Origin of the sequence: Ruegeria sp. HKCCA5929 (assembly GCF_013034525.1) — a bacterium.
Classification (GTDB): Bacteria; Pseudomonadota; Alphaproteobacteria; order Rhodobacterales; family Rhodobacteraceae; genus Ruegeria.
Genome location: NZ_WQGE01000002.1, coordinates 130,191 through 148,424 on the forward strand (window position 1 = coordinate 130,191; position 18,234 = coordinate 148,424).

17 protein-coding genes are annotated in these 18,234 nt (G+C 56.1%); 12 read left to right on the forward strand and 5 right to left on the reverse strand.

All coding sequences use genetic code 11. The features are described from left to right. The first annotated feature begins 18 nt into the window (after positions 1–18). The 12 genes from GOV90_RS05415 (at position 19) to pdeM (ending at position 13,514) form a co-directional block, all read left to right on the forward strand. Positions 19–1,392 carry a type II and III secretion system protein family protein gene (locus tag GOV90_RS05415; protein ID WP_171094164.1) on the forward strand — a complete coding sequence of 458 codons (1,374 nt, stop codon included), beginning with the start codon at positions 19–21 and terminating at the stop codon, positions 1,390–1,392. Positions 1,393–1,408: 16 nt separating this feature from the next. Then, entirely contained in the window at positions 1,409–2,029 is a 621-nt protein-coding gene (locus tag GOV90_RS05420; RefSeq protein WP_171094167.1) for an OmpA family protein, read from the forward strand. 208 nt (positions 2,030–2,237) lie between these two features. Further along, positions 2,238–3,476, forward strand: coding sequence for an AAA family ATPase (locus GOV90_RS05425; RefSeq protein WP_171094169.1), 1,239 nt, complete (start codon positions 2,238–2,240; stop codon positions 3,474–3,476). Positions 3,477–3,500: 24 nt separating this feature from the next. Further along, positions 3,501–4,943 carry a CpaF family protein gene (locus tag GOV90_RS05430; RefSeq protein ID WP_171094170.1) on the forward strand — a complete coding sequence of 481 codons (1,443 nt, stop codon included), beginning with the start codon at positions 3,501–3,503 and terminating at the stop codon, positions 4,941–4,943. Positions 4,944–4,954: 11 nt separating this feature from the next. Then, positions 4,955–5,923: a type II secretion system F family protein gene (locus tag GOV90_RS05435; protein WP_171094172.1), complete on the forward strand. Its 969-nt coding sequence runs from the start codon at positions 4,955–4,957 to the stop codon at positions 5,921–5,923. A 9-nt stretch (positions 5,924–5,932) separates the two neighbouring features. Continuing rightward, positions 5,933–6,907, forward strand: coding sequence for a type II secretion system F family protein (locus GOV90_RS05440; protein WP_171094174.1), 975 nt, complete (start codon positions 5,933–5,935; stop codon positions 6,905–6,907). A gap of 15 nt (positions 6,908–6,922) precedes the next feature. Beyond that, the gene (locus GOV90_RS05445) at positions 6,923–7,504 is read left to right on the forward strand and encodes a tetratricopeptide repeat protein (RefSeq protein WP_171094176.1); all 582 of its coding nucleotides are present in this window, start codon (positions 6,923–6,925) and stop codon (positions 7,502–7,504) included. Positions 7,505–7,533: 29 nt separating this feature from the next. Then, on the forward strand, positions 7,534–8,385 hold the full coding sequence (locus GOV90_RS05450; RefSeq protein ID WP_171094179.1) for a lipopolysaccharide assembly protein LapB: 852 nt from the start codon (positions 7,534–7,536) through the stop codon (positions 8,383–8,385). A gap of 3 nt (positions 8,386–8,388) precedes the next feature. Further along, positions 8,389–8,934: a prepilin peptidase gene (locus tag GOV90_RS05455; RefSeq protein ID WP_171094181.1), complete on the forward strand. Its 546-nt coding sequence runs from the start codon at positions 8,389–8,391 to the stop codon at positions 8,932–8,934. Between the two features lie 117 nt (positions 8,935–9,051). Beyond that, positions 9,052–10,359 (forward strand): ATPase, encoded by a 1,308-nt coding sequence (locus GOV90_RS05460; RefSeq protein ID WP_171094183.1) that lies wholly within the window; start codon positions 9,052–9,054, stop codon positions 10,357–10,359. Positions 10,360–10,399: 40 nt separating this feature from the next. Further along, the gene (locus tag GOV90_RS05465) at positions 10,400–12,811 is read left to right on the forward strand and encodes a ligase-associated DNA damage response DEXH box helicase (RefSeq protein WP_171094184.1); all 2,412 of its coding nucleotides are present in this window, start codon (positions 10,400–10,402) and stop codon (positions 12,809–12,811) included. Positions 12,812–12,851: 40 nt separating this feature from the next. Further along, positions 12,852–13,514 (forward strand): ligase-associated DNA damage response endonuclease PdeM, encoded by a 663-nt coding sequence (gene pdeM / locus GOV90_RS05470; RefSeq protein WP_171094186.1) that lies wholly within the window; start codon positions 12,852–12,854, stop codon positions 13,512–13,514. 2 nt (positions 13,515–13,516) lie between these two features. Here the strand turns inward: pdeM and GOV90_RS05475 are convergent, their stop codons facing one another. The 5 genes from GOV90_RS05475 to GOV90_RS05495 form a co-directional block, all read right to left on the reverse strand. Then, entirely contained in the window at positions 13,517–14,203 is a 687-nt protein-coding gene (locus GOV90_RS05475; RefSeq protein WP_256367902.1) for a LytTR family DNA-binding domain-containing protein, read from the reverse strand. Positions 14,204–14,473: 270 nt separating this feature from the next. After that, positions 14,474–15,364 carry a bifunctional methylenetetrahydrofolate dehydrogenase/methenyltetrahydrofolate cyclohydrolase FolD gene (folD, locus tag GOV90_RS05480; RefSeq protein ID WP_171094190.1) on the reverse strand — a complete coding sequence of 297 codons (891 nt, stop codon included), beginning with the start codon at positions 15,362–15,364 and terminating at the stop codon, positions 14,474–14,476. Between the two features lie 52 nt (positions 15,365–15,416). Then, complete coding sequence (locus GOV90_RS05485; RefSeq protein WP_171094192.1) at positions 15,417–15,722, reverse strand: chorismate mutase; 306 nt, start codon at positions 15,720–15,722, stop codon at positions 15,417–15,419. Positions 15,723–15,780: 58 nt separating this feature from the next. Then, positions 15,781–17,457: a formate--tetrahydrofolate ligase gene (locus GOV90_RS05490; protein ID WP_171094194.1), complete on the reverse strand. Its 1,677-nt coding sequence runs from the start codon at positions 17,455–17,457 to the stop codon at positions 15,781–15,783. Between the two features lie 165 nt (positions 17,458–17,622). Next, positions 17,623–18,198 (reverse strand): MOSC domain-containing protein, encoded by a 576-nt coding sequence (locus GOV90_RS05495; protein WP_171094196.1) that lies wholly within the window; start codon positions 18,196–18,198, stop codon positions 17,623–17,625. Positions 18,199–18,234 lie beyond the last annotated feature (36 nt).

Below are 18,234 nucleotides of genomic sequence, written 5' to 3' on the forward strand. Positions count from 1 at the left end.
ATCGGAGAGGCAGGTCACATGACAATACGTTCCTGGATCAGCGCAACCCTGCTGGGGTTGTCGCTTGTTGTAAGTCCGGTTGGCGACGCCGCCTGGGCTGAAACTTTGCGCGTGGTAAAAAAGGGTACAGTGGAAACACTGGATGTCCCCATGAACCGCGCAATCGTCGTTGAAAGCGAGCAACCCTTTGCCGAGCTCAGCATTGCAAATGCGGGCATTGCGGATATCTCGTCATTATCGGATCGAACTATTTATGTTCTGGGCAAGGCCCCCGGCCTGACGACGCTAACCCTGTTTGACGGGGCCGGCAACTTGTTGGCCAACGTACGCGTACGCGTTTCGCCCGACGTTACAGAGTTTAAAGAACGTCTGCGTCAGATTCTACCGGATGAACCCATTGAAGTTCGGACAGCAAATGATGGCATCGTCTTGTCCGGGACAGTTTCAGGCGCGGCCAAACTGGCACGCGCGCTGGAATTAGCCGAACGCTACGCGCCGGAGCGCGTTTCGAACCTGATGTCGGTCGGTGGCGTTCAGCAGGTTATGCTGAAGGTTCGGTTTGCCGAGATGAATCGCTCGGTCGCAAAAGAGCTTTCTTCGACGCTTTCCATTAACGGCACTGACTTTGTCGGTGGTTTCAATCCGCAGAACCTTGTTCCCCCTGTTCAGGTTGAAAATGGCGTCTTGTTGTTTGGTTTCGGTGTCGGTTCAGCCCAGGTCAACCTGCTGCTGCAAGCGCTCGAGACGAAGGGCCTTGTTCGCAGCCTCGCTGAACCCAATCTCTCAGCGCTTTCCGGGCAGGAAGCAACCTTCTTGGCTGGTGGTGAGGTTCCGATCCCTGTTCCGCAGGATGACGGCGTCGTTACGATCGAGTTTAAGCCTTTCGGCGTTCAGATGGCGTTTACTCCGCGGGTTGTGGACGGTGACCTGATCAATCTGGAGATGGGCACATCGGTCTCAAGCATCGATCCCGGCTCGAACTTCACGATCAACGGAGACACCGTTCCGAGCTTTATCGTGCGTCAAGCCAAAACCACAGTTGAATTGCGCGACGGGGAGAGTTTTGCCATCGCAGGGCTTCTGCAGGACAACTTTGTGGACGAGGCCAATCAAGTGCCATGGCTTGGAGATGTTCCAATTCTGGGAGCCCTGTTCCGTAGCGCTAATTTTCAACGTGACCAAAGTGAACTTGTGGTCATTGTCACCGCGCATCTGGTGTCTCCGACCCGGGGTGAAGCGCTGGCGCTACCAACTGATCGCGTCAAACCTCCCAGTGAATTTGATCTGTTCCTGAATGGGAAAACCGCGCGCACGACCCGCACGGGCGCAGGTGCTGCATCCGAAGTTGCCAAACAGAGCTTCGGAAGCTCTTACGGCTACGTCTTAGATTGATGAGGAGGACAGACCAATGAACAAGTGGATCATTACACTGGGTCTTACGGTCGCCGTCTCGGCATGTACCCGTGAGGCTGGCTATGAAGCTGATCAGGGTGCTTTTGGCAACGCGACACTGAACAACACGCAGGTCCTGAATGGTGAACTGACTTACGCTCAGATTCTGAGCCGTCGCTTTGCCGCTGATGTGCCGAGTCAGGTGAATTTTGCATTTAACAGTTCACAGCTGGACGCGTCAGCACAGCGAATCTTGTTACAGCAAGCTGACTGGATCAAACAGTTCCCTGAAGCTCGCTTCCGGGTTTACGGCCATACAGACGCTGTGGGTTCGACCAGCTACAACCAAAGCCTTGGTCTCCGCCGCGCGCAATCTGCAGTTAACTTTCTGGTGCAACAAGGGATTTCAAGATCCAGGCTTGAAGCCGTCGTTTCGTTCGGCAAAAGCCAACCTTTGATTGCAACGCAAAACCGCGACCGCAGGAATCGCCGAACCGTGACTGAAGTTTCTGGCTTCGTTGATGGCCGCATACAGAAGTTGGACGGCAAGTATGCCGCCGTCATCTACCGCGAATACGTCGAAAGCGCCACGCGCGAGAGCTACATCGACTCCAGCACCACGGAAGTATCCGAATAAAGTGGATAATTCATCCGGAATGGGCGGCATCGTCGCCCATTTCCCTACAATTGGTTCTTTTGCGCCCAATTCTCGCCCAACTTCAAAGCAACATTGTGAACAATAGGGTGACCTGCGGCCAAATTTGACCGTATTGGGGCGACAGCACATCAATTTGGCGGATTTCGTTCATATGACATGCTGAGCCCTCACGACGAGGATAGTGTTTATGACCAGCGCGACGCCGCAAGATGACGAAACAGCAATTTTGGCCTGCACCATCAGCCGGGATGTCCAGAATTTCGATCTTTTGATCGAAGACATGGAGGCCATTCTGGGAGAGCGTTGGGGTGATCTGGGCTTTGCCGAGGCGCTGGCCTTTTTTAGCCAACCAGAAGCTGAAACACTTGAATTCGTAGCATTGGCTATCGACGGCGAGGATGAAGACAGTCTCTCGCTGATGGGTGAGATCATCACACAAGCCAAGGAAAAGAAGATCAAAGTTGTCCTGATCGCCGAGGATGTAACTCCCGCCTCGCTGCATCAACTGCTGCGTAAGGGCGCTGACGAATTCGTCCCCTACCCGCTTCCAGAAGGTGAATTGCAGGAAGCGATTGAGCGCATGAAGCAGCCTGACCCCGTCGCAGTCGCACAGGCCGCCGCAGTGCCGTTGGCCAAAGGGGACTCAAAGGAAGGAGCGTTGTTCGTCGTACACGGGCTGGCTGGCGGTGTGGGCGCGACCACTATGGCCGTCAACCTGGCCTGGGAGCTTGCCTGCGCGTCGGACAAGGATGCACCGTCTGTTTGCCTGATCGATCTGGATCTGCAGTACGGGACCGTGTCCACCTATCTGGATCTTCCGCGGCGCGAAACGGTCTTTGAGATGTTGTCAGACACAGAGTCGATGGACAATGAAGTTTTTTCACAAGCCCTTCAAACATATGAAGAAAAGCTACAAGTACTGACAGCGCCGTCCGACATGGTGCCTTTGGATCTGATTACGCCAGACGATATTCAGCGTGTCATTGACATGGCCCGTGCGCATTTTGACTACGTGATCGTAGATATGCCCAAAACGCTGGTCCTGTGGTCAGAAACTGTGCTGCAGGCAGCACATGTGTACTTCGCTATGATCGAACTGGACATGCGTTCTGCTCAGAATGCACTGCGTTTGAAACGCGCGTTGCAAGCAGAAGAGCTGCCGTTCAACAAACTGCGCTTTGCGCTGAACCGCGCGCCCAAGTTTACCGATCTCAACGGTAAGAGCCGGGTAAAGCGTATGGGCGAAAGCCTTGGTATCTCAATTGATCTGCAATTGCCCGACGGGGGCAAACCAGTCATGCAAAGCGGTGACCACGGTCTCCCGCTGGCAAACTCGGCCGCCAAAAATCCATTGCGCCGGGAAATCGCGAAACTGGCGAAATCGCTTCACAGCCTTGGTAGCAGCAGCGCCGAAGAAGCTGCGTAACAACTTACCAAAGGGGTACCTGCCGTGTTTTCAAGATATAAAAAACCGTCCGCTGCACAGCCCGTGAAAACGCCGGCACAAACTGCCGAGCCGGCAGCGCCCGTTGCAGAGGCCCCCGCGACTACGACTGCGGTTGCACGCAAACCCCAAAAGAAGAAACCCGGCGAGGTTGCGGGTTCTGATCGTGATCGCAAACGCAAGGAACGGCTGGGCGAGATCAAAATCGAACTGCACCGGGAACTGCTGGAGAACCTGAACCTTGCCGCGTTGGAAAACGCGGGCGAAGCTGAATTGCGTGCTGAAATCAGCGCAATTGCCAGTGAGGTGCTGGAAACCAGGAATATTGTTCTGAACCGCGAAGACCGGTCGCAGTTGAACAAGGAACTGTATGACGAGGTGACGGGCCTCGGCCCGCTCGAAACTCTGCTGCAGGACGATACGGTCAACGATATTCTGGTGAACGGCCCCCAACAGATTTTCGTGGAACGCGCCGGTAAGCTGGAACTCAGCGACATTACGTTCAAGGACGAAAAACACCTGATGCGGATCATCGACAAGATCGTGTCCGCTGTGGGCCGTCGTGTCGACGAATCAAACCCTTACGTTGACGCCCGACTGGCGGATGGATCGCGTTTTAACGCCATGGTTCCACCCATTGCCGTGGATGGATCGCTGGTTTCGATTCGTAAGTTCAAGAAAGACAAGCTTGGCATCGACGATCTGGTCAATTTCGGCGCGTTCACCGAAGAAATGGCCGCATATTTGCAAGCCGCAGTGTCAACCCGCCTGAACGTGATTGTTTCCGGCGGTACCGGTTCGGGTAAAACCACGACGCTGAACGCGCTTTCCAGTTTTATCGATGATGCCGAGCGTATTCTGACCATCGAGGATACGGCAGAACTTCAGCTGCAACAGACACATGTGGGTCGGATGGAAAGCCGTCCGCCCAACGTAGAAGGCAAAGGCGAAGTCAGCCCGCGCGACTGCCTGAAAAACGCCCTGCGTATGCGCCCTGACCGCATCATCGTGGGTGAGACGCGTGGCGCGGAAGTGATCGACATGTTGCAGGCGATGAACACCGGCCACGATGGATCAATGACCACGATCCACGCCAACTCGGCCCGTGACGGGATTTCGCGTCTGGAAAACATGATCGCCATGGCCGGGATCGAAATGCCGATCAAGGCCGTCCGCAGCCAGATTTCGTCCGCTGTGAACTTGATCGTACAGGCAAGCCGTCTGCAGGACGGTTCGCGCCGCATGACCTCGATCACCGAGATTACGGGCATGGAAGGCGATGTGATTTCGATGCAGGAAATCTTTCGTTTTCAACGTGTTGGCCTGACACCCGACAATAAGATCATCGGACATTTCACCGCAACCGGCGTGCGCAGCCACTATTCGGAACGCTTCCGTCTTTGGGGCTTTGATCTGCCTGCGTCGATCTACGACCCAACCACAATGTAGGAGAACCGGGTATGCAATTGCCTATGGAGGCGATCATCTATGTCGCCATCTTTGTGGGGGTTCTTGCCCTGGTTGAAGGGATTTATCTTGTCGCCTTTGGCAAGTCCATCAGCCTGAACAGCCGAGTAAATCGCCGCCTGGACATGTTGGAAAAGGGTGCCGGGCGCGAACAGGTGCTGGAACAGCTGCGCAAAGAAATGCAGCAGCATATGAAATCGCAAAGCATCCCCTTGTACTCCCTGCTCGCGGACAAGGCTCAGAAGGCGGCGATTGCATTTTCACCTCGCCAGTTGATCATGATCATGGCTTGGGTGTCCGGCGTCGCTTTTGTCGGGCTGAGCATCGGTACAGCCACAGACACCGCGCTGCGGGCAGCAATCTCGATCGCGATTGGTATCGGCGGCGTTTACGCGTGGGTCAATCACAAGGCCAAGAAACGTATGAGTATGATCGAAGAACAACTGCCTGACGCGGTTGAACTGATGGTCCGCTCGCTGCGCGTCGGCAACCCGTTTGTTTCGACCATTCAAGTGGTTGCGAATGAAGTTCAGGATCCGCTTGGCACCGAATTTGGGGTCATTGCGGACGAATGCGCCTATGGCCGCGACGTTGGCGAGGCGTTGAAAGACATGGCCGAGCGCTTGGACATGCAGGATCTACGTTTTTTGGCCGTGGCTGTTGGCATTCAGCAGCAATCAGGGGGTAACCTGGCTGAAATTCTGGCCGGCCTCGCCCAAGTGATCCGGGCTCGCTTCCGCCTCTTCCGCCGGGTAAAGGCCATCACCGCCGAAGCGCAGTGGTCCGGCAAGTTTCTGTCCGGCTTTCCCGTCGCCTGTTTGATCTTCATCCTAGTCAAGGATCCCGGGTACTACGACGACGTTATGGACCACCCTTGGTTTATCCCTGCGTGTTTCGTAGTCGGCATACTTCTGACGCTGAACCTGATTGTCATGAAGATCATCACCAACATCAAGGTCTGAGGACAGCCAATGGAATTTCTGACGCGAATCAATGACCTTTTGACCCAGAACTTGGGTGAGTTTGGGCCGCTCATAGCTGTGGGTATCCTCGGCTTGCTTTTGATTATCGTGGCCGTGTTGCTGATGATTAATCAGCCTGAGGACCCGCTGAAAAAGCTGCAACGGTCGAACGTTGCCCCCAAAAAGCAGACCAAAGACAAGAAAGAGCGTTTGCGTAATTCAAGCCGCAACGAACAGCTTGAGAAATTCGCAAACTTCCTTGAGCCTAAGAACGAGGAAGAATATTCGGCGGTTGAGTTGAAGCTGCGTCAGGCTGGGTATCGATCAAAGGACTCGGTGCGGTTTTTCCACTTTGCGCAGTTTGCGCTGGGCATTATTGGCATCCTGGTCGGAGTACTTTTGATTACGGTCTTTTCCAGCGGTCAGGAATTCACCGGTCAACAGATGATAATCCGGGTGTTTGTTCCAGCTGCAATTGGCTATTATGCTCCCAAATACTGGATCACACGCCGGGTGGCCGAGCGGCAGGAAGCGATTACCGCAGGCTTTCCAGACACGCTTGACCTGATGCTGGTTTGCGTTGAAGCCGGACAATCGCTGGATCAGGCGATCGTGCGTGTCGCCAGCGAAATGAATACATCTTACCCGGAAATTGCGCAGGAGTTCGAAATCGTCGCCCACGAAATGAAGGCCGGTAAGGACAAAGACACGGTTCTGCGGGACTTTGGCACGCGGTGTGGGGTCCAGGATGTGACCTCATTTGTCACCGTTATGATCCAATCGGCCACGTTCGGTACATCCATTGCCGAAGCGCTGCGGGTTTACGCTGGCGAGATGCGCGATAAACGGGTCATGCGCGCCGAAGAAGCTGCTAACAAGTTGCCGACCAAGATGACTCTTGTCACAATGATGCTGACAGTTCCGCCACTGCTGATCATTCTGGTCGGCCCGTCGGCAAACGTCATTTCGAGTTTTGGTCGCTAGGGCGGATAGAACCCTATGAAAACTGACTTCAGGTGCTTCCCCTTCGGGGTTCGCCGAATACTCTGGGCCACCACGGTTTGCGCTGTGGTGGTTTCCTGCACGGAAGGGCCGTCATCGAACGGCCTGGATGCACCGGGTGTTGATCACAACGCCCAAGCCGAAGACAGCATGGCGGTTGGCAACAGACTAATGGCCGCCGGAGAATATGAACTGGCATTGAAGTCTTTTTCCCGCGCGGCCCTGGATCAGGGCATGACGACGCAGATCCTGACGTCTCTGGGAACGGCAAATCTTGGCTTGCGACGACTGGGCCAGGCTGAAACGCTGCTGCGCCGCGCTGTAGAGGACGACCCTGACTGGCCGGTTGCCTGGAACAATCTGGGCGTTCTGCTGATGGAAAAACAGGAATACCCCGAGGCCGCACAGGTGTTTCAACGGGCGTTTGCGTTGGACAATGGCGAAAGTGACGCAATCCGGGACAATCTGCGCTTAGCACTCGCAAAAATGGAAAATCCTGTTAATACTACTGTTCAAGAACAAGAATACACGCTGGAACAGCAGGGCGATGGGCAATTTACGCTCCGCAAGATCCAGTAATTGAGGCAAGAGCAGTAAAGGACGCAAAAATGCGCCAGCAATTCTTGATTCCGACTGTCATTTTCAGCGGTCTGATCTTTTCGGCCTGTGCACAGGAAACCGAAGAGGAAAAGGTTGAACGCACCTTTCAAGAGGTGAACGTCATTGACGAAACCAACCTGAACGATGTGCTACTGTCCGCAGCTGACCCAAATGAGGCTGTGACCTATTTTCAGGGCGCCGCGCTCAAGAACCCCGACAGGATCGATCTTCAGCGCGGACTGGCGGTTTCTCTAAGCCGGGCAAAACGCACGACCGAAGCCGCCGCCGCCTGGAAACGTGTGACGACGATGAAGGGTACGAACGCCTCTGACAAAGTCGAATACGCAGATGCATTGGTACGCAACGGTGACTGGACACAGGCCAAGTCCGTTCTGGATTCCGTTCCACCTACCCTTGAAACCTTCAAACGGTATCGCCTTGAAGCGGTGGTCGCGGATTCACGCAAAGAATGGAAGCGGGCGGATCACTTTTATGAAACCGCTGTCGGTCTGACCACTCGGCCAGGCAGCGTGATGAACAACTGGGGTTATTCAAAACTGACCCGCGGTCAATATGCCGAGGCCGAACGCCTGTTCACTGATGCCATCCGTCAGGACAGCTCTTTGTTCACTGCCAAAAACAATCTGGTCCTCGCCCGGTCGGCACAGGGAAACTATAGCTTGCCCGTCGTTCCGATGAGCCAGATCGAACGCGCACGGCTGCTAAACACGATGGCCATTTCGGCGGTCAAACAAGGCGACGTGGCAACCGCCAAGAACCTGTTCCGCGAAGCGATCGCAACCCATCCGCAGCATTTTGACGAAGCGGTCCGCTCGCTTCGTGCGCTTGAAGGGGCTTGATACATGCACATCCCCGCAGCCGCCGCGGCTTGGTTTTTGCCGTTTGTGCTGCCGATCTGTTTTTATGTAGCCTTCACCGATATGCGTGACATGCGGATCAAAAACCACGCAGTTTACGCGCTGGCGCTCGTCTTTGTGGTGGTTGGATTGATCGCACTTCCGCCCTGGTCCTCGGAATGGCTCAGCGGAAGTCTGGGGCCTTTGTCTGTGTCGCTACCGGTTTATGGCTGGCAACTGCTTCATATCGTTGTGGTTTTGCTATTAGGCATCATTCTAAATGCTGCAGGAGCCATGGGCGCAGGTGACGCCAAGTTTATGGCGGCAGCGTCAGCCTTTCTCTGGTCGAACGACTTCATGGTTATCGTAATGATCCTTATGGCCTGCATTCTGGCTGCTGTTGTCACACATCGGCTGGCCAAGCACACACCGCTGCGGGCCATTGCACCACATTGGGAAAGCTGGGATCGTGGCAAACAGTTCCCAATGGGTCTGGCTCTGGCAGGCTCACTGGCCATGTATCTGATTTTGGGCACTGTTCTCGGATCGTAAACTATCATCAGCACGCCTTGCGATTGCCTTTGTCCCGCCACAAAGCTGGGTCACTTTTTCTCCAAACCGCCCCCATTCGGGCATTTGGCGTGACAATTTGACGAACGAGCAACGCGCATGAATATGCAGACTTCCGCAGTTATGGCCCCTCCTACCCCTAAGGGATTGGGTGAAATGAGACTTCCGCTGGTGATGATGAGGGACATCCTGCTGAAAACCGTCTTCCGCAAAAATGCCAGCACAGTTTCCGAAATCGCAGCAGCCATCTGTCTGCCCGGTTCCGTAACGCAAGAATTGGTCGACATAGCACGTGACCAGAAGCTGCTGGAAGCGACCGGAACACTGAATGCCAACAGTGGTAACGAGATGGGGTATCAGCTGACCGATGCCGGCAAGGCCCGTGCATTGGACGCGCTCAGCCAGTCAGAGTATTTCGGCGCAATGCCTGTTCCGCTGGACGTGTATCGCGAGCAGGTCAAACGCCAGTCTATCCGCAACATCCAAGTCACCCGAGAGCAACTGGTTGGTGCAATGGGTCATCTGGTTCTGCCCGACAGTCTGCTGGACCACTTGGGCCCTGCAGTCAGCGCGGGCCGGTCGATCCTTATGTACGGCCCTCCGGGTAACGGTAAATCCTCGATTTCGAACGGTATTCGCGACGCGCTTGGGGACAACGTCTATGTGCCTTACGCCATCGAATATGCCGGTCAGGTGATCACCGTCTATGATCCGATCGTACACACTGCGATCGAGCAAGAGCCAGACGACCCCAACAGCCTGCGTCGCCGCAAACGATTTGATTCGCGCTACGTCCAATGTGAACGACCCACGGTTGTGACCGGTGGTGAACTGTCGCTGAGCATGCTGGATCTAGTCTACAACCCGACCGCGCGCACATATCAGGCCCCACTGCAGCTGAAATCGACCGGCGGCATCTTCATCGTGGATGACCTTGGCCGTCAGGCCGAACCGCCGCAGGCGCTGGTCAACCGTTGGATTGTTCCGCTTGAAGAGAACAAGGATATCCTTGGCCTGCAATCGGGTGAGAAATTCGAAGTGCCATTTGACACGCTGGTCATCTTCTCGACCAACTTCCACCCGAACGAGATCTTCGACCAAGCGGCGTTGCGCCGGATCTTCTTCAAAATCAAAATCGACGGTCCGAACCAGGAAAACTTCCTGAAAATCTTTGCCATGGTGGCCCGCAAACGCGGAATGCCGCTGGATGAGGCAGCGCTGGTGCACCTGCTGAAGGTCAAATACCCGACCATCAACAACATCTACGCAAATTATCAGCCGATCTTCCTGATCGATCAGATGATCTCGATCTGCGAGTTCGAAGGCATCCCCTATCAGATGAGCCCCGAACTGATCGACCGTGCTTGGGCCAACATGTTCGTAAAAGACGAAAAAATCGTCAAATAACGCCATGCCAATTCCTCCGCCGGGCGGGTAATCTGTGTTCATGACGCAGATTCCCGCTCGGATTGGCACATGGTTTTCCGCCAAAGGCTGGTCCATTCACCCGCATCAGCATGAGATGTTCAACCGGGCGCAAGACCCCGCGACCTTGCTGATCGCGCCGACGGGTGGCGGAAAGACCATGGCCGGGTTTCTGCCAACATTGACAGAGCTTTCTGACGGCCTTCATCGCGGGCTGCATACGATTTATGTTTCACCCCTCAAGGCACTGGCGGCGGACATTAAACGTAATCTGCGTACGCCTGTGGACGAAATCGGCCTGCCCATCCGGATCGAGGATCGCACAGGCGACACCTCAGCCACTCAAAAGAAACGCCAACGCGTAGATCCGCCTCATATCCTGCTGACAACGCCCGAAAGTCTGGCCCTTTTGACCTCTTACGAGGATGCGTCACGTATGTTTGATGGGGTGCAGCGGATCATCGTTGATGAAATTCACGCGTTGGCAGAAAGCAAACGCGGTGATCAGCTTATGCTGGCCTTGGCGCGTCTGCAGCGCCTCAACCCCGATCTGCGCCGCGTTGGTTTGTCGGCCACGGTCGAGGACCCTGGTGCAATTGCCCGTTTTCTGGCCCGCCATCCTGACTCATGCCAAATCGTGCAAGCAGATCCCGGCCCGGACCCGGACATCCGAATGTTGGAAACGGTCGAGATGCCGCCTTGGTCCGGTGGTGGCGCGGCCTATGCGATCCCCGCCGTGCTCGAACAGGTCCGGCGACACAAAACTACGCTGATCTTTCACAACACCCGCGCGCAGGCCGAAATCTTCTTTCACAACCTTTGGCTGGCAAACGACGACGGCCTGCCGATTGGCATCCATCACGGCAGCCTGGACCGGCAACAGCGTGAGAGGGTTGAGGCTGCGATGGTCCGGGGGGATTTGCGCGCCATCGTTTGCACAGGCTCTTTGGATCTGGGCATTGATTGGGGCGATGTGGATCTGGTGATTCAGATCGGCGCACCAAAGAACGTCAAACGTCTGGTGCAACGGATCGGACGCGCCAACCACCGCTATAACGCGCCTTCCAAGGCCCTATTGGTGCCTGCCAACCGGTTTGAGGTGGTCGAATGCATCGCCGCGCTGGAGGCCGCAAAAGCCCATGATCTGGATGGTGAACCGCGTGGTCCCGGCCCTCGCGATGTCTTGTGCCAACACATCCTGATTGCCGCCTGTGCCGGACCGTTCGACGCCGATGACCTTTACACCGAGATGTCATCTGCCGGACCTTTTGCAGGATTGGCCCAGCCCGCGTTTGACGCGTGTCTCGATTTCTGTGCCACCGGCGGCTACGCACTCAGGGCCTACGACCGCTGGCAGCGGTTGCAACAGCGTGCCGACGGGCAATGGCAGTTGCGTGATCCCCGCGCAGCTTCGCGCATTCGTATGAATTTGGGGACGATTCAAGACACAGACACTCTGAAGGTGCGCCTTAAACGCAGCCGGGGCGGCAAGCCGTTGGGAGAGGTTGAGGAAGCTTTTGCAGCCTCATTAACGCCCGGCGACACCTTTTTGATTGGCGGGCAAATCGTGCGATATGAGGGCCTTCGCGAAATGGTGGTCGAGGTCAGCCGCCGCGCTGATCGCAAGCCTAAGATCGCGACCTTCTCGGGCACAAAATTCGCGACCTCTACCCAGCTCAGCGACCGCATTCTGCGCATGTTTGCCCAAAGGGACTGGCCGCAACTGCCCTCTCATACTGCGGATTGGTTAGCCTTGCAGCGGCAGATCTCGCGCCTGCCCCAGCGCGACCGCTTGCTGATCGAAAGCTTTCCAAGCGACGGCCGGGAACATCTATGCGTTTATGGTTTCGCCGGCCGCAACGCGCAGCAAACACTCGGCCTGCTACTAACCAAACGGATGGAAGATACCGGCTTGGCCCCGATGGGCTTTGTTGCGACTGACTACGCCACGCTTATCTGGGGTCTGGATGCTGTCACCGACCCTACCCCGTTGTTTCAACGCGACGCGCTGCGCGACGGGTTGGACACCTGGCTGGCTGGCAATGCCGTGATGAAACGCACCTTTCGGGCCTCTGCCACCATAGCGGGCCTGATCGAACGCAATACGTTGGGACAAAAGAAAAGCGGGCGGCAGGCGACGTTTTCGTCTGACATCCTTTACGATACCCTGCTGAAATACGATCCTGATCACCTGCTGATGCAGATCACCCGTGAAGAAGCCATGCGTGGACTGGTTGATTTTGGCCGGATCGAAGCCATGCTGGACCGGATCGGCGACCGTGTGGATCTGCTCCGCCTGGATCGTGTATCCCCTTTGTCTGCTCCGTTGTTTCTTGAGGTCGGAAAAGTGCCCGTCAAAGGCGCGGCAGAGGAGCGTTTGCTGGCCGAGGAAAGCGCGCGTCTGATGCAGGCGGCCGGTCTTGATCAGCTTTGATCCCCTTGCGCCGGATGCAAAAACGCGCCAAGAACGTATCATGAACGTATGCGAGTTTTCTTTTGCAGGACAGCGTTTCGTCGCGTTGCCATCGGGCGCACTGTGGTGGCCCGAGCGCCAACTACTGTGTGTCTCAGACCTGCACCTTGGTAAGTCCGAACGAATGCTGCGGCGCGGTGGGCCTGCATTGCCCCCTTACGACACAAGCGAAACGCTGGATCGGTTGGCAAGTGACATCGAACGCACCAACGCGGAAACTGTACTATGTCTGGGTGACAGCTTCGATGACCTTGAGGCCGCGCAGGCGTTGACTTCAGCCGAAAGGCTTCGGATTTCTACATTGCAGGCCGGGCGCAAATGGATATGGATCGAAGGCAACCACGATCCTGGGCCGATTGAGCTGGGCGGTACACACTTGTTCGAATGGCGCTGCGATCCGCTGGTCTTTCGCCATATCGCAGAGGACCATCCGCAAGGAGAAGTCTCTGGCCATTACCACCCAAAAGCGCAAATTCGTGTGAAAGGAAGACATATCTCTCGGCCCGCTTTTCTGTTGGACAGCAACCGGTTGATCCTGCCAGCTTACGGTGCTTTCACGGGTGGGTTGCGCAGCTCAGACCGGGTTCTGGCCGACCTCATGGACCAGAACGCAACAGCAATCCTGACCGGCCCGCATCCGCACATGATACCGATGCCGCGCTGAGGTCAGATCAAACCGTCCTGTTCCAGCATTGGTTTGTACTTGCGACTGACCGGCACCAGATCGCCGTTGACCAGCTTTAGAAAAGTCTTGCCGCCTGTTTTCTCTACACCAGTTATGGAGTCATCAGTCACCCAATGTGAGCGGTGCGAGCAATGACCGGGAACCGGTTCCATCTCGGCGATGGCATCCGTAAACCGTGACCGGAGCGTAAAAACACCTTCTGAGGTCACGACATCCACATTGTGATCCTGAACAGTCAGGCGATAGATCTGCCCATCGAAATCAGGCGGCAAACGATTGACAAGTCTCGGTTTTTCATCCTTGAACGTAGGTGCCACTGCAGCCTGCAATTCATGACGCTGCACAAAAACCAGACCTGTGGCCAACAACACCCCATAAACAGCTACGGTTTGCGCCCCCGGTGCCATTTGGCCACCACAAGTGAACAAGATCCACGCCAAAAGCCAAAGCGAAGGTGTAAACAAAGACAGGATCAGAGCAGCGAAGGCTAAATCACGGGCTGGAATGTTCAGCAGCAGAGGGCTGTTTAGCATCAGTTTCCGAACCAGCCCGGTTACCGAAAGCGCCAGAACCATCACCCCGGCCCAAAATAACAGACGCAAACCAAAATTTAGCTCGGATACAAGAAAAGGTGGAAACGCATAGGCCAGCAAAGGAAGAAAAACCACACCCGCTGTAACTCTCTGCGGAGTACATGCATTTCGAATTAAACTTAGCTTAGACGTCATACTGCTTTTGTACGTACTTTGCCCGAGTGCAATACACACAAGGGAAATTCAACCTGTAAACAACTGGGAATACAGGCTTATCACGATTATTCAAGCTGGGGAAGCCATTCAAATTCCTATCGCCCCTGACGCTTTGGGGCAGTCCGATCTCATATTGCTCTCAAGGGCCGGGTGTCGGGCCGCTTACACGGCCCGACCCACAATTCGAACTTAAGCAGTCAGACCTTCAGGCTCTGGCAGACCGTTGGACCGGCAGCAGGCGGTCAAAGTGTTGGCCAGTAGGCACGCGATGGTCATCGGACCCACGCCACCCGGAACCGGGGTGATTGCGCCCGCACGTTCAGCCGCGCTTGCGTAATCCACATCGCCGACCAGCTTGTTCTTGCCGTCGCGCTCGATACGGTTGATGCCCACGTCGATAACCGTGGCGCCTTCCTTGATCCAATCGCCCGGCACCATCTCGGGACGGCCGACAGCGGCCACAACGATGTCCGCGCGACGTACAACGTCCGGCAGGTCTTTGGTGCGCGAATGCGCGATGGTCACGGTGCAGCTGTCGCCCAGCAGCAACTGCGCCATCGGTTTACCCACGATGTTCGAACGGCCAATCACCACGGCATCCATGCCCGACAACGAGCCATGATAATCGCGCAGCATCATAAGACATCCCAGCGGCGTACAAGGCACCATCGACTTCTGACCAGTACCCAGCAGGCCCACGTTCGAGATGTGAAAACCATCGACATCCTTGGCAGGGTCAATCGAGTTGATCACCAGATCTTCGTTCAGGTGCTTCGGCAGCGGCAGCTGAACCAGAATACCGTGTACGGCAGGATCGTTATTCAGCTTGTCGATCAGGGCCAGAAGATCTTCTTCCGCGGTTTCGGCATCCAACTTGTGTTCGTACGAGTTCATGCCAACCTCAACGGTCTGCTTGCCCTTTGAGCGGACATAGACCTGACTGGCCGGGTCTTCACCGACCAGAACCACCGCCAATCCGGGGGTGATGCCGTTTTCTTCTTTCAGCTTAGCAACCTGATCAGCCACTTGCGCGCGCACTTTGGCCGCAAATGCCTTACCGTCGATAACCTGCGCTACCATCCTTTGATCCCTTCTTTCAAAAACGGATCGGGCGCAAAATGCGCCCGGTCAGTCAGTCAGAGCCGAGCACACGCTCTTCGCGGGCAATCGACCAGTCTATCAAAATACGCCAGAGTTCTTCGGCAAGATCGGGGTCCATACCCAGTTCATCGGAACTCTTGCGCACGCGCTGTACCACTTCTTCGACACGGTCCGGGATTCGGGCGGGCAGCCCCTCGCCGGGTTTCAACTGGGACGCGCGGTCGATGTAACTGGCACGTTTCACCAGCATTTCGATCAGTTGGCGGTCCAGCCGGTCGATCTGAACGCGCAATTCCTGCATCGTGTTACAGTCTTGCGGCGGTGTCAGAGTGGGCATCGCGGTCTCCTCATGGCCCGGGGAAGTCCCCGGACCACGAGATGGTTCAAAATGCGGCTTAGAACAAGCCCTCGATCTCACCTGCGTCGTTAAGGCAGATGGTTTCAGCGGCCGGTTTGCGGGGCAGACCGGGCATTGTCATGATCTCACCGCAGACGACCACGATGAAGCCAGCACCTGCGGACAGGCGAACCTCACGTACCGGAACCGAGTGACCGGTCGGCGCGCCGCGCAGTGTCGGATCGGTCGAGAACGAGTACTGGGTTTTCGCCATGCAGACCGGCAGGTTACCGTAACCGGCTTCTTCCCACTCGCGCAGCTGGTTGCGGATCTTGTTGTCGGCCAGAACCTCGTCCGCGCGATAGATTCGCTTGGCGATGGTTTCGATCTTCTCGAACAGCGGCATGTCGTCGGGGTAGATCGGCGCGAAGTTCGCGGAACCACCTTCAACGATTTCGACAACCTTTTCGGCCAGCGGTGCAGACCCTTCCGAACCCAGTTCCCAGTGACGCGACAGAACCGCCTCGACCCCGTGCTCGCCGCAATAGTCTTTCACGGCCTGAACTTCGGCGTCGGTGTCGGTGACGAAGTGGTTGATGGCAACGACGACCGGCACACCAAACGACTTCACGTTCTCGATATGACGACCCAGGTTGGCACAGCCCGACTGAACTGCGTCGACGTTTTCGGCACCCAGATCGGCTTTCGCAACGCCGCCGTTCATTTTCATCGCGCGTACAGTGGCAACCAGTACAACTGCCGACGGGGCGATGCCCGCCTTGCGGCATTTGATGTTCATGAACTTTTCAGCGCCCAGATCCGCACCAAATCCCGCTTCGGTCACAACATAGTCAGCGACTTTCAGAGCGGTCTTGGTCGCGATGACCGAGTTACAGCCATGCGCGATGTTCGCGAACGGGCCACCGTGAACAAAGGCCGGGTTGTTTTCCAGCGTTTGCACCAGGTTCGGCTGCATCGCGTCTTTCAGCAGAACGGTCATCGCGCCTTCTGCCTTGATGTCGCGGCAGTAGACCGGTGTCTTGTCGCGGCGGTAAGCAACGATGATATCACCCAGACGCTTTTCCAGGTCTTTCAGGTCGTTGGCCAGGCACAGGATCGCCATGACCTCGGACGCCACGGTGATGTCGAAACCAGCCTCACACGGATAGCCGTTCGACACGCCGCCCAAGCTGGCGGTGATCTGACGCAGCGCACGGTCGTTCATGTCGACCACACGACGCCATGCGACACGGCGGGTGTCAATCTCACACTCGTTGCCCCAATAGATATGGTTGTCGATCATCGCCGACAGCAGCGAGTGGGCTGAGGTGATGGCGTGGAAATCGCCGGTGAAGTGCAGGTTCATTTCCTCCATCGGAACAACTTGCGCGTAACCGCCACCTGCAGCGCCACCCTTCATGCCGAAGTTCGGGCCAAGCGAGGCTTCACGGATACAGATCATGGCGTTCTTGCCAATGCGGTTCAGGCCGTCACCCAGACCAACAGTCGTGGTGGTTTTGCCTTCACCTGCAGGGGTCGGGTTGATCGCAGTCACCAGAATCAGCTTGCCGTCTTCGCGGCCCTGAACCGAGTTGATGAAGTCCTGGCTGACCTTGGCTTTGTCGTGGCCGTAGGGCAGCAGATCCGCAGAGTCGATGCCAATTTTGGCACCGATTTCCTGAATCGGCTTTTTGTTCGCTTCACGTGCGATTTCGATATCGGATTTGTAGCTCATTGGCCGGGGTCCTTAATTGAATACCGTGCAAAGCCGACGCAAAACGTCGGCGCTGCGCATTCCATACCCTTGTGTACAATCTCAATAGCCATGGATTCCGACATTCTGGTGTCGCGAAGCGTCGTAAGGTCATTTCGTGGGTTTCTAATCGGAAACCTGACCCGTTTATGGCGCCCAGTTGGGTTGATCCGGAACAAACAAAGCCAAACGATCGCCAAGCTCAATCCGCCCCGGGCGCTCGACCCATCCTGTTATGCCGCGCCGCCCCGCCGCAGCAGGTTTGAACGCGGCGCCATGCCCGGGTTGATCCGCCTCGATCTCGCGCCCCGGCAAAACGCAAGGCGCGTTCTCCATATCCACGGTTATCGTCAAACCACTCCCTGCCTGTAGCCGAGAGGACGGGGGAACGTGCGAGAAATCGGGGATACCCTTCAGCACGATCGATGCACCAAGGTAAGCCGGATCAAGCGCATCGAGACCCATCTCAAGTGCAATCTGTTCAAGCTCTTCCACAGAAAGCACCGACAATTGACGGACATTGCGAATCTCTGTGCCTTGTGAATAGAGGTTCTTGACTCGCACACAGGACGCACGGTTGACGCCTGCGTGTCGTTCACCCTTCACGCCATCGAAGCCCAGATCCAGTGCTTGGACCGCTTCGGCGCGCAGCGATTGCCCAGCAGGGACATAGCCGAGCCAAACCACTTCGGCTGCGTATTCAGTTTCCCGCAAGAACGGCATGTTTGTTTCCCTTTTCCTTAGCACTTACGGGCGCAT